The organism is Arsenophonus endosymbiont of Crataerina pallida, assembly GCF_964020125.1.
In the GTDB taxonomy this organism is placed as follows: domain Bacteria; phylum Pseudomonadota; class Gammaproteobacteria; order Enterobacterales; family Enterobacteriaceae; genus Arsenophonus; species Arsenophonus nilaparvatae.
In genome coordinates, this window is record NZ_OZ026540.1 from 1802848 (window position 1) to 1819716 (window position 16869).

General features: G+C 37.2%; 11 protein-coding genes and 1 other RNA gene. 7 read left to right on the plus strand and 5 right to left on the minus strand.

What is annotated here, in order from left to right; genetic code table 11:
* Window positions 1-30: 30 nt before the first annotated feature.
* The 3 genes from lon (at window position 31) to ppiD (ending at window position 4940) form a co-directional block, all read left to right on the plus strand.
* Complete coding sequence (gene lon, locus AACL31_RS09630; protein ID WP_310512946.1) at window positions 31-2391, plus strand: endopeptidase La; 2361 nt, start codon at window positions 31-33, stop codon at window positions 2389-2391.
* Between the two features lie 230 nt (window positions 2392-2621).
* Entirely contained in the window at window positions 2622-2909 is a 288-nt protein-coding gene (locus AACL31_RS09635) for an HU family DNA-binding protein (RefSeq protein WP_409013959.1), read from the plus strand.
* Between the two features lie 159 nt (window positions 2910-3068).
* Window positions 3069-4940, plus strand: a complete 1872-nt coding sequence (gene ppiD, locus AACL31_RS09640; RefSeq protein ID WP_310512944.1) for a peptidylprolyl isomerase — start codon at window positions 3069-3071, stop codon at window positions 4938-4940.
* Between the two features lie 231 nt (window positions 4941-5171).
* Here ppiD and AACL31_RS09645 read toward each other — a convergent pair whose 3' ends face one another.
* On the minus strand, window positions 5172-6140 hold the full coding sequence (locus tag AACL31_RS09645; protein WP_339053957.1) for an IS110 family transposase: 969 nt from the start codon (window positions 6138-6140) through the stop codon (window positions 5172-5174).
* A gap of 188 nt (window positions 6141-6328) precedes the next feature.
* Between AACL31_RS09645 and AACL31_RS09650 the strand changes: the two genes are divergently transcribed.
* The gene (locus AACL31_RS09650) at window positions 6329-6697 is read left to right on the plus strand and encodes a ComEA family DNA-binding protein (protein WP_310511895.1); all 369 of its coding nucleotides are present in this window, start codon (window positions 6329-6331) and stop codon (window positions 6695-6697) included.
* 200 nt (window positions 6698-6897) lie between these two features.
* Here AACL31_RS09650 and queC read toward each other — a convergent pair whose 3' ends face one another.
* Complete coding sequence (gene queC, locus AACL31_RS09655; RefSeq protein ID WP_310511896.1) at window positions 6898-7599, minus strand: 7-cyano-7-deazaguanine synthase QueC; 702 nt, start codon at window positions 7597-7599, stop codon at window positions 6898-6900.
* Window positions 7600-8086: 487 nt separating this feature from the next.
* Here queC and AACL31_RS09660 point away from each other — a divergent pair, with 487 nt between their 5' ends.
* The 3 genes from AACL31_RS09660 to ffs all read left to right on the plus strand — a co-directional run bounded on the left by AACL31_RS09660 (window position 8087) and on the right by ffs (window position 12023).
* Window positions 8087-9835: a SmdA family multidrug ABC transporter permease/ATP-binding protein gene (locus AACL31_RS09660; protein ID WP_339053958.1), complete on the plus strand. Its 1749-nt coding sequence runs from the start codon at window positions 8087-8089 to the stop codon at window positions 9833-9835.
* Window positions 9828-11609, plus strand: coding sequence for a SmdB family multidrug efflux ABC transporter permease/ATP-binding protein (locus AACL31_RS09665; RefSeq protein WP_310511898.1), 1782 nt, complete (start codon window positions 9828-9830; stop codon window positions 11607-11609). The genes AACL31_RS09660 and AACL31_RS09665 overlap by 8 nt, the downstream gene beginning before the upstream one ends.
* A gap of 317 nt (window positions 11610-11926) precedes the next feature.
* Window positions 11927-12023: signal recognition particle sRNA small type (gene ffs / locus AACL31_RS09670), an RNA gene on the plus strand.
* 546 nt (window positions 12024-12569) lie between these two features.
* Here the strand turns inward: ffs and AACL31_RS09675 are convergent.
* The 3 genes from AACL31_RS09675 to AACL31_RS09685 all read right to left on the minus strand — a co-directional run bounded on the left by AACL31_RS09675 (window position 12570) and on the right by AACL31_RS09685 (window position 16838).
* Window positions 12570-12773 (minus strand): HHA domain-containing protein, encoded by a 204-nt coding sequence (locus AACL31_RS09675; protein WP_032115134.1) that lies wholly within the window; start codon window positions 12771-12773, stop codon window positions 12570-12572.
* A gap of 56 nt (window positions 12774-12829) precedes the next feature.
* Window positions 12830-13198 (minus strand): Hha toxicity modulator TomB, encoded by a 369-nt coding sequence (gene tomB / locus AACL31_RS09680; RefSeq protein ID WP_310511899.1) that lies wholly within the window; start codon window positions 13196-13198, stop codon window positions 12830-12832.
* A 520-nt stretch (window positions 13199-13718) separates the two neighbouring features.
* On the minus strand, window positions 13719-16838 hold the full coding sequence (locus AACL31_RS09685; RefSeq protein WP_310511900.1) for an efflux RND transporter permease subunit: 3120 nt from the start codon (window positions 16836-16838) through the stop codon (window positions 13719-13721).
* Window positions 16839-16869 lie beyond the last annotated feature (31 nt).

Sequence of the window (16869 nt, forward strand, 5' to 3'; positions counted from 1 at the left end):
TTGGCATAAGCTAAACGAAGAGAGAACCTTATGAATCTTGAGCGTTCCGAACGCATTGAAATTCCTGTACTGCCTCTGCGAGATGTCGTGGTTTATCCACATATGGTGATCCCATTGTTTGTTGGCCGCGAGAAATCGATTCACTGTCTTGAAGCTGCAATGGATCAGAATAAACAGGTCATGTTGGTGGCTCAAAAAGAAGCATTGACTGATGAGCCAGGAGTAAATGATCTTTTCTCTGTAGGGACAGTTGCTTCTGTTTTGCAGATGCTAAAACTACCAGATGGTACGGTTAAAGTCTTAGTTGAAGGTCTGCGTCGTGCAAAAATCACTACGCTAACGGATAATGGAGAATATTTCATTGCCCAGGCTGAGTATTTTAGTTCTCCGACTGTTGATGAAAAAGAGCAAGAAGTCTTAAATCGGACAACCATTAATCAGTTTGAAGGCTATATTAAACTGAATAAAAAGATCCCACCTGAAGTATTAACATCATTGCATTCTATTGAACAATCGGACAAATTGGCTGATACAATCGCTTCTCATATGCCGTTAAAACTAGCGGATAAACAGCGTGTATTAGAAATGGCTGATGTGGTTGAGCGCCTTGAATATTTGATGGCAATGATGGAGTCTGAAATTGATTTACTGCAGGTTGAAAAACGTATTCGTAATCGCGTTAAAAAGCAGATGGAGAAAAGTCAGCGCGAATACTATTTGAATGAGCAGATGAAAGCAATTCAGAAAGAATTAGGTGAGATGGAAGACGCGCCTGATGAATATGAAATGTTCAAGCGCAAAATCGAAGAAGTTAAAATGCCTAAGGAAGCTCGGCAAAAAGCGGAGGCAGAATTACAAAAATTGAAAATGATGTCACCTATGTCTGCTGAAGCGACAGTTTTACGGAGCTATATTGATTGGATGGTGCAGGTCCCGTGGAATGCTCGTAGTAAAGTTAAAAAAGATTTGCTGAAAGCTCAGGAGACACTGGATAGCGATCATTATGGTTTAGAGCGTGTTAAGGAACGTATTCTTGAATACTTAGCTGTGCAAAGTCGCGTGAGTAAAATTAAAGGGCCAATTTTATGTTTGGTGGGGCCGCCTGGTGTTGGTAAAACATCATTGGGTCAATCAATTGCTAAAGCGACAGGGCGTAAATATATTCGTATGGCACTTGGTGGTGTCCGTGATGAAGCAGAAATTCGTGGACATAGACGAACATACATTGGCTCTATGCCCGGGAAACTTATTCAAAAAATGGCAAAAGTGGGTGTTAAGAACCCCTTATTTTTGTTAGATGAAATTGACAAAATGTCTTCGGATATGCGTGGTGATCCGGCATCGGCTTTACTTGAAGTACTTGATCCAGAACAGAATGTTGCGTTTAATGATCACTATTTAGAAGTTGATTATGACCTTTCTGATGTGATGTTCGTTGCGACTTCAAATTCGATGAACATTCCAGCACCGTTATTAGATCGTATGGAAGTGATTCGTCTTTCAGGTTACACCGAAGATGAAAAACTTAATATTGCCAAAAAACATTTGTTACCTAAACAGATTCAGCGAAATGCATTGAAAAAAGGCGAGCTTACGATCGACGATAGCGCAATTATTGGTATTATTCGTTATTATACCCGCGAGGCTGGTGTTCGTGGTTTAGAACGTGAAATTTCCAAATTATGCCGTAAAGCAGTAAAAGCACTACTGATGGATAAATCATTGAAACACCTTGTCATCAATGAAGATAATCTAAAAGACTATCTTGGTGTGCGTAAAGTTGATTACGGTCGTGCAGATACCGAAAATCGTATCGGTCAAGTGACGGGTTTAGCTTGGACAGAAGTTGGTGGCGATTTATTAACTATTGAAACCGCTTGTGTACCTGGCAAAGGTAAACTCACTTATACCGGATCGTTAGGTGAGGTTATGCAAGAATCGATTCAAACGGCGTTAACTGCAGTTCGGGCGCGAGCAGAAAAGCTAGGTATTAATGCTGATTTCTACGAAAAACGGGATATTCATGTGCATGTACCTGAGGGGGCAACACCAAAAGATGGTCCCAGTGCAGGAATTGCAATGTGCACAGCGTTAGTTTCTTGTTTGACCGGTAATCCTGTACGAGCAGACGTAGCGATGACAGGTGAGATAACATTACGAGGATTAGTGTTACCAATTGGTGGTTTAAAAGAAAAATTGTTAGCCGCTCACCGTGGTGGTATAAAAATCGTGCTAATTCCCGATGAAAATCGTCGAGATTTGGAAGAAATACCCCAAAATGTTATCGCAGATCTAAAAATTTACCCGGTAAAGACCATTGAAGAGGTTTTTTCCATTGCACTACAAAATCCACCCTTTGGGATGGAGATAGTGACTAAAAAATGCTCTTAATGCATTGATTTAAATTAAAAATTTTACATAAACTTAAAACTGATAAATCTTAAATGATTTATCAGTTTTTTTATCTACTAAATAAATTAAGTAAACAAATCTATAATTATTTGGCTGTAATATGTTTTCTTGCCATACTTTTGTAGTATTGATACGACGGTGTCATCTTTTTGTGAACCGTTAGCAATATGTTTGTTTAATCCATAATTAATAAAATGGGGATGATAAGCGTGAAAAAGAAAGAGCTAATAGAAAAAATTGCTAAAGAGTCAAAGGCTGCTAAATCAGTCTCTGAGAGCGTGTTAAATGCATTTCTCAAAATTGTATCTCAAACTCTCAAAAAAGGAGATAAAATTCAGTTAATAGGCTTTGGAGCTTTTGAAACTAAAAATCGCCCAGCACGTACTGGACGTAATCCTCAAACAGGTAAGGCTATTAAGATAGCTGCGGCAAAGGTACCGACATTTAAAGCCGGCCAAGGATTAAAAGATGCTGTTAACGGCCACAAGAAAAAATAAGGATTGCGGCATACTGTTAACGGATAAACTAAAACCGAATCAATTGTTTTAGTAAGTTAGGATCGAGCGCATCATAAAGGTGATGCGCTTTTTTCTTTTACGCTAAAATAGCGTATTATGCGTCTATTTACTTTGACTAAAACGGAGAGTAGCCTCTTTATGATGGACAACCTACGCACGGCGGCGAATAGTCCTGTGCTAAAAATAGTATTTGTGATTATTATCCTATCTTTTGTGCTTACCGGCGTTGGTGGTTACCTGATTGGCGGTTCAAGTAATCACGCGGCGAAAGTGAATGGCACAGCAATTAGTCAAGCTCAATTACAGCAAGCTTTTCAGCAAGAAAAGCAAGCATTACAAGAACGACTAGGTGATCAATTTGCTGAAATTGCCAGCAGCGAGCAAGGGATCCAGATGTTGCGTCGTCAAGCTTTAGAACGTTTAATTGGTGTGACATTGCTTAATCAATATTCAAATCAATTGGGCTTAACGGCGAGTGATGAGCAAATTAAGCAAGATATCTACAACATGCCGATATTTCAGACTGACGGGCATTTTGATAGTGAAAAATATCGGGCTATTTTATCTCAACATAATGTTAATGCCGATGATCTTGCCCAAGAAATACGACAAAATTTGATTAACCGTCAACTCACTAAAATGTATATGACAGATGAATTTGTCTTACCTGAAGAAATTAAGTCCTATGCTGAGTTACTTTTACAGCAACGTGAAGTGAAAACAGCAACTATATCGCTTGCTAACTATCAATCTAAACAAACGGTTACAGATAAAGAATTACAAGATTACTATAATGCACATCAGAACAGTTTTATTTCACCCGAACAGGTACAGGTTAGTTATATTAAGTTAGATGCCGCTTCTCAACGTGAAAATGTGGCAGTCAAAGATGAAGAGCTGAAAAGCTATTATGAGCAAAATATAGCTAATTTTACGCAGCCTGCGCAAAAACATTACAGCATGATCCAATTGTCAACAGAAAAAGAAGCCGATTCCGTTGCTAAAGAATTGGCTGGTGGGGCTGATTTTAAGCAATTAGTTGCCGAAAAATCGACAGATAAATTTAGTGCAGCAAATCATGGTGCTCTTGGTTGGATGGAGGCGACTTCAACGCCAAGTGAAATTATTGCTGCGAATCTAACTAAAAAAGGACAGGTTTCTGGCGTAATAAAATCGGCTAGCAATTATATTATATTTCGTCTTGATGATATTAAACCTGAAGTAATAAAACCTTTTCAGTCAGTAAAAACTGAGATTGCCGATAGCCTAAAAAATGAAAAAGCGATTAATGCATTTTATTCATTACAACAAACTGCAAGTCGCGCGGCGATGGATGATAACGAATCGTTAGCAGCAGCTGAAAAAGTTACTGGTATTAAAGCGGTAACAACAGATTGGTTTAGTCGTAATAATCTTCCTGAAGAAATAAGATTTGATAAAGTGGCTGATTCTTTTTTTAACGGCAACTTATTAGATAAAAATGGGCCAACAGGTATTAACTCAGATGTTATTAATGTCGATGGTGATCGTGCGTTTGTTATTCGAGTTGAAAAATATAAACCAGAGGTAACACAACCATTCGATGAGGTGAAAAAATCAGTAGCTGAATTAGTCAAGCTTAATAAAGCTACAAAAGAGATGGAAGCAGAGGGCAATAAATTGCTGACCGCATTAAAACAAGGGACAGGTGCAGCGGCTTTGGCAAAACAGGGTATTACCTTTGATGAGGCAAAGATTATCAAACGTTTTGATCAAAATGACTCATTGGCTGAGCAAATTTTTCAGATGCCAATTCCTAAAGAAAATACACCGACTTATCTCAGTAGCAAAGATAGCAAAAATAATTTAGTGATTATTCAATTGGTCAAAGTTACTCAGGGGCAACCGACGGAAGATGAATTAAAAGTCTTTTCGCAACGCTATAAAATGATACTTGGCGATGTGATGATGGAATCACTGATGTTGAATTTACGTGATAAGGCTAAAGTCGATTTAGGCCGAATTGAGTAATTTGCGATCGACTTCCACATAATTTTATACAATTACATAAATTAGAGGCTGCGCTTGTGCAGCCTCTTGCTGTTATATCATTTTATTGTCGTAATGTTTTTTTATTCTTGTATCTTATTCATTGCTTAGCAAACTGTCATAAAGCGTATACATCAGGGAAATATAATATCAATTTTGGTAAATAAATATTGATTTTTACTAATTAACAAGCAACTGTCTTGAACGTTAAAATTATGGAGAAACGTGATGGTACGACTCATTCCATTCTTCGTTCTTTCTGAGCATCGCGTTCAGGATAGTCAGCAGCTTGCGCATACAGGCGACCAGCGCCACTTTTTTGGCTTTTCCCGCTGCAAGCAGACGCATGTAAAAGGCTTTTATCACCGGATTAAAGCGAGTTGCTACAAGCGCGGCCATATAAAGTGCTGTTCGGACTCCGTCCCTTCCGCCAAATATGGTTCGCCGACCACGCATGGTACCCGAGTCCCGGTTTATGCGGGCAACGCCTACAAGCGCGCTAATAGCTCGCCTCGAGAGGCTGCCCAGTTCGGGAAGCTCCGCCAACAACGCAGCAACTGTCATGGTACCAACCCCTTTAATGCTGCTCAGCCTAGCGGCCAGATCCTTAAAGTGGTTCCTTATGTGGTTGTTCATATCCTCATCGATTCTGGCAAGTTCATCTTCCAGCGCCTTGATGATGATGTTGATGCTTTTTCTATTCTGTGGATGTGCGGTATACAGCCTATTACGTTCTGCCACCAACATTGTAATCAACTGACGTCTGCGTACGACCATCGCAGCAAGAACCTGACGTTCTGCATTTGGCAGAGTCCGGATAAAGCGCTCTCGCTCCGGATGTCGATTAATAACCTCTGCCATTTGTGCAAGCACTTTGGCATCAATACGGTCAGTTTTTGCCAGATAGCCCATAGCGCGGGCAAAGTCTCGGGATTGTCTGGGATTGATCACAGTGACGTCAAAGCCTTCAGCCTGGAGCGAGCAGGCCACAGTAGCTTCAAGCCCGCCAGTTGCCTCCATCAGAACCAACACCACCGAATGCTTTCTCAATTCGGCGATAATGGCATCAAAACCGTCAGAGTCATTACTGACCGTAAACTGTGCAATATCACAGCTGGCTGCTATGTCCAGCGTTGCTTTAGAAACATCAATACCCACACAAAGTGGATTTGGCTGACTCATGATTACCCATCCTTGCAAATGCGTTATGGAGTACGGACAACTGTTCGGGTTTCAGATGAGTGGCTCAGTGTATGCGCCGGTCGCTAATTAACGGGCTTAAAACCCTAGGAGGAATCGGGCTGCATGCACCTTGCCAAATCTAATCGTAACTATTTTAAACCGTTTTCAAGATACAAGGAGGTTATAAGATGTTTCTAATAATAAAAAAGAAACTAATATATACAACTAGGATCTTAATTTTTGCGATAGGATTTTCTCATACCGCATTTGCCCAATCTGATCAGCTAAAAGTAGTTAATGATCAAACGCAAACTGGAACGAAATCATTTATAAATAAAACAGTCAAGCGACAGTTGATGGATGATAAAGTTAATATCAATACTGCATCTGAAGAGGAGTTGGCGGAGAAATTAAATGGGATCGGATTGAAAAAAGCACAGTTAATCGTGTTACATCGTAAGAAATTTGGAGAATTTAAGTCAATCGAACATCTTCAAGATGTGCCAGGTATTGGTTTGGGTTTTATTGAAAAGAATCGTGAGAAATTAACCTATTAATACATAATAGGAGCTGAGAGGGAATTATTAATCTCAGTTCCTTATTCATTACACCAGTATACGCTAGAAGTGTAAGATTATATTTAAGCCAAAAGTACTAAAAATAATTTATTGTATCTTGTATTAATTAATATAGTGGCATTGATTGTAAGTTAAATTGGCTTATTGTTTAAATATCGTTAAATAGTATCTATTTAAAATCATTTAAGGTGCATTTTTTGTTTTAAAGAGGACATGATTGCTTGTCGATGATTAAGATAATATTTTAATCCTTCTGCACGCAGATGGCAGGCAGCACATTGTTGACAACCATTGCCTATAATACCATTGTAACAAGTAAGGGTTTTATTTTGTACTAATTTTAATGAGTGGTAATAATCGGCTAGTGCCCAAGTCTCGGCTTTATTTAGCCACATAAGAGGGGTTTCAAAGCGAATTGGTTTAGCTATACCCAGACAAATAGCTTGATTGAGCGCTTTAACGAATTCATTCCTACAATCAGGGTAACCAGAAAAGTCTGTTTCACAGACACCGGTTATAACCACCTCAGCTTGAACTTGGTAAGCATAAATAGCAGCAAGTGTTAGAAATAAAATATTACGTCCTGGAACGAAAGTATTGGGTAATTCACTTTCAATACTTTTTTCATAGGAAGGTATTGGAATGTTGTCGCGAGTTAGGCTACTGATAGCAAGTTCATTTAATAATCCGACATCCAGTATTTTATGTGCTGCGATGTTAAAATGCTGGCATATTTTTTGAGCAGCAACAATTTCAGCACTATGACGTTGAGCATAATTGAAAGTGATACAATGAACTTCGTTATATTGTTTTATTGCTTGTATAAGACAAGTGGTCGAATCTTGTCCGCCACTAAATACAATAACTGCTCGTTTCGTCATGCTTAATGCTATCCATCGATAAAGTACAAGTAAAAAATTTTGCTAGTGAAGATGATACGTTATGTTACCGAGTTTAATCTAGTTTAGATAGCCTTAATTGGGAAGAAATATTCATAGTATTATATTATTTGTTTAAATTATAAAATATGAATTATTTTATTCTGACTATTTATTATCGGTAGCATATTAATTTTATGTAATTATGCGATAAAAATGCCATGATTTGTTGAATACATCCTGATATTACATTGCTTATAAAGCTGATAAAATCAGGTTGTTAAAAATATTTTATATAACATTATGAGATTTTGTGGGTTACGATAGTTTTTATAAACATATAGTCAACAATATAGCTAATTGAATTGATCATTTTTATTTTTGATTGAGAAAATAAAATATATCACAATTTTGTTTGTATCTGATTAATTTATTGAGCTGTATTTTATTATATTTTTTGATGCAATTTTCAATATCAGGATAAAAAAATGTGGGATTATTTTCTCAATTACGTTGGTATTTTTTAACTGAGTGGCGCCGGTATTTTGGTGCTGTCATGTTATTAATTTTTATTGCAGGGTTACAACTTATTCCACCATGGCTTGTTGGCTTTATTATTGATGGTATTAGTAAGCAAACCATGAGTATTAAACAACTTTTGGGCTGGATAAGTGTGATGGTGCTTATTGCATTTATTATTTATGGATTGCGTTATATTTGGCGGTTATGGTTATTTGGCGCTTCTTATAAATTAGCTGTACAGTTAAGACAAAAATTTTATCAACAATTTAGTCGCCAAACTCGCGAGTTTTATTTACGACATCGAGTAGGCGATCTTATTGCACGTACAACAAATGATGTTGATCGAGTTGTCTTTGCGGCGGGAGAAGGTGTCCTGACACTAGTCGATTCTTTGGTGATGGGTTGTGCTGTGTTAATTGTCATGAGCATAGAGATTAGTTGGCAACTGACCCTGCTTTCATTGCTACCAATGCCAATCATGGCAGTCATTATTAAGCGATATGGTGAGCAACTGCATACACGCTTTAAATCTGCTCAAGCGACATTTTCTTCTCTCAATAACCATGCCCAGGAAAATTTAACTAGTATCCGTATGATTAAAGCGTTTGGTATCGAAGATCACCAATCCCATCAGTTTGAGATTGCCGCATTAGAGGCTGGACGTAAAAATATGCATGTTGCTAAAGTTGATGCGAAATTTGACCCTACAATCTATATTGCGATAGGTGCTGCAAATTTTTTGGCGCTAGCTGGTGGTAGCTGGATGGTTTTGCATAATAAAATGACATTAGGTGATTTGACCAGTTTTGTTATGTATTTAGGACTTATGATATGGCCAATGTTAGCAATTGCTTGGATGTTTAATATTGTTGAGCGTGGAAGCGCTGCGTATAGTAGGATTTGTGTTTTATTTGAACAACGCCCATCAATTATTGATGGAAAACAGTGTTTACAGCAAAGAGCTGGTCAATTGAAGGTGAATATTCGGCAATTTAATTATCCAGGTGCGGCAATATCTTCCTTACATAATATTGTATTTCATATACAGCCAGGGCAATTAGTTGGAATTTGTGGTCCAACCGGGGCAGGAAAAACAACATTATTATCATTATTACAGCGCCATTTTGATGTTATTGATGGTGAAATATTGTTCCAATCTATTTCTCTGACTGATATTCAGCAGGGAGAATGGCATACCAGACTGGCAGTGGTGAACCAAATACCATTTCTATTTTCCGATACCATAGCGGGTAACATTCCTTTAGGTAAACTGACTGCTAGCCAAACAGAAATAGAGGAAGCGGCGAGACTAGCTGATGTACATGAAGATATTTTGCGTTTACCTAATGGGTATAACACACAAGTTGGTGAGCGTGGCATTATGTTGTCTGGTGGACAAAAACAGCGTATTTCTATTGCAAGGGCACTATTATTAAATACTGAAATTTTGATATTAGACGATGCTTTGTCTGCGGTAGATGGAAAGACTGAAAATAGAATTTTAAAAAATTTACGCCAGTGGCAAGGGTGTCATACTATCATCATTAGTGCCCACAGATTGTCTGCATTAGTGGATTCAGATCAGATACTTGTATTGCAGCAAGGTACTATCTTATCTCAAGGTACTCATCAGCAATTAATTGCAAAACCTGGTTGGTATCGAGATATGCATAGCTATCAGCAAATTGAAGCCTCATTGGAAAATGAGCATGAATAATCGTCGTCGTTTATGGCCATCTTTAAAACGCTTACTAATTTATGGAAATTCATTTCGTAAACCGATAATTATTGCCGTTTTGATATCCTGGATAGCAGCTGGGGCAGAAATTTGTGGGCCCCTTTTGGTGAGTTACTTTATTGATAATATGTTAGCAACAGGTTACATGCCGTTGAAAAGCACGGTCATATTAATAATAATTTTTTTTGCATCACAAATTATTGCTGCCATTTCACACTATTATCAAACAATCTTATTTAATCAAGCCGCTATCGGAGTTGTTCAAACATTACGTACAGATGTGATGAGTGCCGCTATCAGGCAGCCATTGAGTATTTTTGATAATCAACCAGTAGGACAACTGATTTTTCGAGTGACAAATGATACTGAAGTGGTTAAGGATCTATTTGTAACCGTTATTCCGACTATATTTCGTAGTGTAGCGCTAATTATTGCCATGTTAGTAGCGATGTTTTTTTTAGAGTGGAGAATGGCAATAGTTGCTAGCTTAATTTTCCCTGTAGTATTTTTGGTCATGGTAGTTTATCAGCGTTTAAGTACACCAATTGTTCGTCGAGTACGTACTTACCTAGCTGATATTAACGATGGTTTTAATGAGATAATTAACGGCATGACTATTATTCAACAATTTAGGCAACGAGCCCGATTTGGTGAGAAAATGTTAGCAGTGAATCGCCAACACTATATAGCCCGGATGCAGGCATTAAAGTTAGATAGTATTCTTTTACGCCCACTATTGAATTTATTTTCTGCACTAACTCTTTGTGGATTAATTCTATTATTTGGATTTAAGGGAATAGATGTTATTGGTGTTGGAGTATTGTATGCGTTTATTAATTATCTTGGGCGTTTAAATGAGCCATTAATTAAATTAACCTCACAACAATCTGTATTACAACAAGCGGTAGTTTCAGGAGAAAGAATTTTTGAATTGATAGATAACCCTCGACAATGTTATGGCTGTGATCAATTACCTTTATTGTCAGGGCGCGTGGATATGAAAAAGCTTTCTTTTGCTTATCGTGATGATAAATATGTATTGTACGATATTGATCTGCAGATAGAGGATAACGAATTTGTCGCATTAGTTGGGCATACAGGTAGTGGAAAAAGCACGATTACTAACTTATTAATGGGATACTATCCATGGCAAAAAGGACAAATATTACTCGATGGACGCCCGTTATGCTCACTTTCTCACCATGTGTTGCGTAATTCTATTACTATAGTGCAGCAAGATCCGGTTATTTTAGCAACGACTTTGTTTGACAATATCGCTCTGGGAAGAAAAATTTCAGAACAGAAGGTTTGGCATATTTTGGCAACTGTGCAGCTTGTTGATTGGGTATATAAATTGCCTGATGGCTTAAATACGCTGTTAGGTGAGCAAGGTAACATGCTATCTGCGGGGCAGAAGCAATTATTGGCATTAGCGCGTGCTTTAGTACGAACGACGAAAATTTTAATATTGGATGAAGCAACGGCCAATGTCGATTCGGGAACTGAGAGAGCGATCCAAAAAGCTTTACAGTTAATTCGTCGGCAGACAACATTAATCGTTATTGCTCATCGACTTTCTACCGTTATAGACGCGGATAAAATTTTTGTTTTACATCGTGGAAAAATCGTTGAGCAAGGCAAACATAATCAATTATTACGACACTCGGGGCTTTATGCTCAGATGTACCAATTGCAACAAATTGGTAATTTATTACATACTGATAGCGTAGAACATCTAGATGTGGTTAATTAATCTTTTTTCTATTTTATTCTTACTTATTTGTGGATTTTTTATTAATATATTTTTACATTTCATATTGAAAATTGTTTTTTCATCACTTCGAGGATTGGTAAATTAAGATTATACTAGATTAGATACTTATTTTGTTGTAAATAAGGTCAACTTTAATCTTTTTTGTTATTATTTATATACTGTTAAACTATTTGTATGTTTAATATTATCTATTTGAATAAGAAAACAACACTTGATTTCTGTTTTCTTGCTATTTGAATATGAATAGCGCATAATGCGTGCTTCTATTGTTCATATAGAGCCATTCAATGGGGTCCTGTTGGTTCTCCCGCAATGCTAACTTGTTAACTTGGTCAGGTCTGGAAAGAAGCAGCCATAGCAAGGGGTGTATGTGCCGGGATGTCGCTGACAGGACTCCGCCAGTTTAACACTTCTAAGATATTTATATTTTTTCAGATAAAATTAATCCAGTTAACAAAAATTGTTTTTATGTTGAAAATTGCTAAATTAATTCAATATGGTTGGTTTTTTACATAGAGAAAAATTTCAATTAATTTGATGAATTTTCATTTTAATCTAAATGCCAGTTTTTGGTTTAGTTTTTATAGAAAAATAAGATTATGTGAAATTAAGAATTTTGATTAATGATGCAATTGAATTATTAATTAAAAAATAAATAGCATTGCATTGATTGTTTTCATAAATAGTTATTGTTTAGGTATGGTTTTTATTAATGAAAAAGAGCTATGGTTGAGTGAGGATAATTATAGGGTTATTTTTTGATTAAGTGAAAATATAAATATGGTTCATTGTTTAATCTAATAACGTAAGCAACACCACGATATAATTATCCGTGCAATGAATGAATATTTTAAGTTATATAGTTATTAATAAAAGCCGATAACGTCTATCGGCTAAAATTATAACCATATCCTATCTGATAAAGGAAAGACTTACTTATTAACGAACATATTTCCAAACTGACGAAGGAATTTTGTCATAAAGTTTATTCATTGTGAGCTCTGCTAACCTATGGTCTGCGGCAGAATAAAATAATTCAAGTTCGTCTTCAGATAATTCATATTTGTTTTTTTCGATTACGCGCTCCAATGTTTCGATAGTCGTACATCTTCTTAAGCGCCTCAGATAGTCAATTTTAGTCATAATTTCCTTTCTTTAAATTATAGATGTATAAAATATGAATGTTATTGGCTGTTGCGTCAAGTGTTACTTAATGAATATTTTATATCATTTGTTAATATTTCAGCCAAATGCTCATTCATTTTTTGCCAATCAGAAATATCTGTTAGGCTCATTACAGGTTTACCAAATAGGTTATAAGTTTCATCCAAATATTCGTCAATAAAAATAAAAAGGTTTACGTTATTCGGATATTTTAATTTAAATTGACCAATAAAATCTGTGATATGATCAATTAATACATTAAGTTTAACGCTTTGATCGGAACCAAGATCATTTTTCCAATGGCTTTTTGTCCTATGCAAAGTTAACATCGCTTCACGATATAGAGCATCACATAAATACTTTAGCACTAAGATATCATAACTCCTTGGTGAGTACTCATCCATAATCACCTCCATTTAAACCACAGATTACGGGTTATTACTCATTTTTATTGCATAATACTGCTAAAGATGAAGAAATTACCATTGAATTAATATATTGTTTTATTTTTTGTAAAATCAAAACACTATTAATTATGATTGTTACCAAAATTATAAATGGGTGTCGATAAACAATCAGAAGAATGTAGATAATTTATAAAATTTATACTTGTGTGAGTATAGCAAAAGTAAAGCAAACAACCTACTGGATATTAATATAGCACTATTATCGCATAAGTCACTATCTCTGTATAAAGTTTTTTGTTATATGATGTTAATCAAGGAACTAATCTAGAGCAAAATATCAAATATATACAAAAAGTTACAGTATTACTGTGTTATTTTATTATTATTTATTTTTTTATTAAAAAATAAGTTCTAGTCATATATTTAGAGTTATTTTTCATTTATTAAAAAACATGTTTACTTAAAAGGCCAGAATATCTGGCCTTTTAATGGAAATATTACTAATAATCTAACTAAGCTAATATTTATTTGTGAAACGTCTACGTATAACGACAAAAAATACTGGAACGAAATAGATTGCTAATGTGGTTGCTGCAATCATTCCTCCAAGTACACCGGTACCTACAGAGTTTTGCGCGCCTGAACCTGCACCGTTACTAATAACGAGCGGTAAAACGCCAAGCATGAATGCTAATGATGTCATTAAAATAGGCCGTAAACGCATTCTGACAGCATCTAGCGTCGCTTCAATCAATCCTTTTCCTTCTTTTTCCATTAAGTCTTTAGCAAACTCAACAATTAAAATGGCATTTTTGGCAGATAGACCAATAGTTGTTAATAAACCTACCTTAAAGTAAACGTCATTTTCTAATCCCCGAATTGAAGTGAAGAGTAATGCCCCAATAACTCCTAATGGTACAACTAGCATAACAGAAAAAGGAATTGACCAACTTTCATATAAAGCGGCTAAACAGAGAAAGACGACAATAAGAGAAATTACATATAAAGCAGGTGCTTGATTGCCAGAAAGACGTTCTTGGTAAGACATACCGGTCCATTCATAACCAATACCTTCAGGTAATTTTTCAGTAAGTTGCTCCATTAATAGCATGGCATCACCGGTACTTTTCCCTGGTGCCGCAGAACCTTGGATTTCCATTGCAGGTAAACCATTATAGCGTTCCAGACGTGGTGAACCATATAGCCATGGATCTTTGCTATGATCAATCAATGCAGAAAAAGGTACCATTTTTCCTTGATTATTGCGGACATAAAGTTTTTCAATATCAGCGGGCAACATCCGGAATGGGGCATTGGCTTGTACATAAACTTTTTTAACGCGTTCACGATCAATAAAGTCATTTACATAGATGCCGCCAAACATGGTACTTAACGTTGCGTTAATATCATTGATAGAAACACCTAATGCTTCCGCTTTCTGTTGATCAATATAAAAACGATATTGAGAAGTATCATCTTGCCCGTTAGGACGGACATTTTGCAATATATCAGGATGTTGAGCGATAAGCCCTAGTAGTTGATTACGAGCAGCCATTAATTTCTCATGGCCTAAATTACCCTGATCAACAAGTTCATAATCAAAACCACTGGCAGTACCTAGTTCAGGTATAGCAGGGATATTGAAAGAGAAGATAATAGCTTCTTGTATTTTTGAAAAGGCAAGATTGGCACGATTAATAATTTGAGAAACATGGCTTTCAGCACTATGACGTTCTTTCCAATCTTGTAGTACGACGAAAGCAAGCCCCATGTTTTGTCCCTGTCCTGCGAAGCCAAAGCCACTTACGGTAAAGACAGATTTAACATTCGCTTTTTCTTTGGTGCGATAATATTGGTCAATATCATGAAGCACTGCGACTGTTTGTTCCTGGGTTGAACCAGGTGGTAGCTGAACCATAGTCAAAAGTACCCCTTGATCTTCCTCGGGAAGAAATGAAGAGGGCAACTTTAGGAACAAAAATGCCATACCGGCAACTAATATAACATAAATAACCAGGTAACGGCCCGTGCCTCTAAGCATATGGCCAATACTATTGGTATAGTGATGCGCGCTTTTTTCAAATGTACGGTTAAACCAACCGAAAAAGCCAGTCTGTTTACCATGAGTACCTTTAGGGATAGGTTTTAATATTGTGGCGCACAGGGCGGGAGTTAGGATCAACGCGACCAGAACGGAGAGCACCATTGAGGCGACAATAGTAATCGAGAATTGACGATAGATTGCGCCCGTTGAGCCACCAAAAAAAGCCATAGGGATAAATACCGCCGATAATACTAAGGCTATACCGACAAGTGCCCCTTGAATTTGCCCCATCGACTTTTTGGTAGCTTCTTTAGGTGATAATCCTTCTTCTTGCATTACACGTTCGACGTTTTCTACTACCACAATCGCATCATCGACTAAGAGTCCGATAGCGAGCACCATTGCGAACATGGTAAGCGTGTTAATTGAATAACCCATCGCAGACAAAATAGCGAATGTACCAAGCAAAACAACAGGAACTGCGATCGTTGGGATCAAGGTTGCACGGAAGTTTTGCAGGAATAAGTACATAACAACGACGACTAGCATGATAGCTTCGATCAGCGTTTTCACTACTTCGTTAATTGAAATTTTTACAAACGGCGTGGTGTCATAAGGGTAAACAATCTCTAATCCGTTAGGGAAAAACAGCTCCATTTCAGCGAGCGTAGCACGTACGGCTTTTGCGGTATCTAAGGCATTGGCACCGGTAGCCAATTTGATACCAATACCGGCTGACGGCGTGCCATTATATTTTGCTTTGATGCTATAGTTTTCCGCACCTAACTCAACGACGGCAACGTCTTTTAAACGAACCTGAGAACCATCCGGATTAACTCGTAACAGGATATTGGCAAATTGTTCGGCATTATTTAGCCGCGTTTGAGCAATAATCGAAACATTCAGTCGTTGGCCTGCGATCGGTGGTGTGCCACCTAGCTGACCGGCAGCAACTTGGTTGTTTTGAATTTTTATGGCATTGATAACATCCTGAGTGGCCATATTGTATTTAACAAGTTTATCTGGATCTAACCAGATCCGCATAGCGTACTGAGTGCCAAACAGCTGGGTTTCACCGACCCCTTTTACTCGACTGATAGGATCTTTAATGTGAGAGTTAACATAATCAGCGATATCCTCTTGATTCATAGAGCCATCTTTAGAAATAAAAGCGACTACCATCAAGAAAGAACCGGTAGATTTATTAACATGGATGCCTTGCTGCTGTACTTCTTGGGGCAGTAATGGCATGGCCAATTGTAATTTATTTTGTACCTGTACTTGTGCAATATCGGGATCTGTTCCAGCTTCAAAGGTAAGTGTCAGTGACATGTTACCCATTGCATCACTGGTTGACGACATATAAACCAGATTATCAATCCCATTCATATTCTGTTCGATAACCTGAGTAACGGTATTTTGTACAGTGGTGGCGTCAGCTCCAGGATAGGTTGCTGAAACCGATATAGCAGGTGGTGCAATGGTTGGATATTGCGCCACCGGTAATTTGATAATTGCCAATAGACCAGCAAGCATGGTAATAATGGCTATTACCCACGCGAATATTGGCCGTTCTATAAAAAACTGAGGCATTAATTATCGACTCCCTTAATTTAAGATTAAG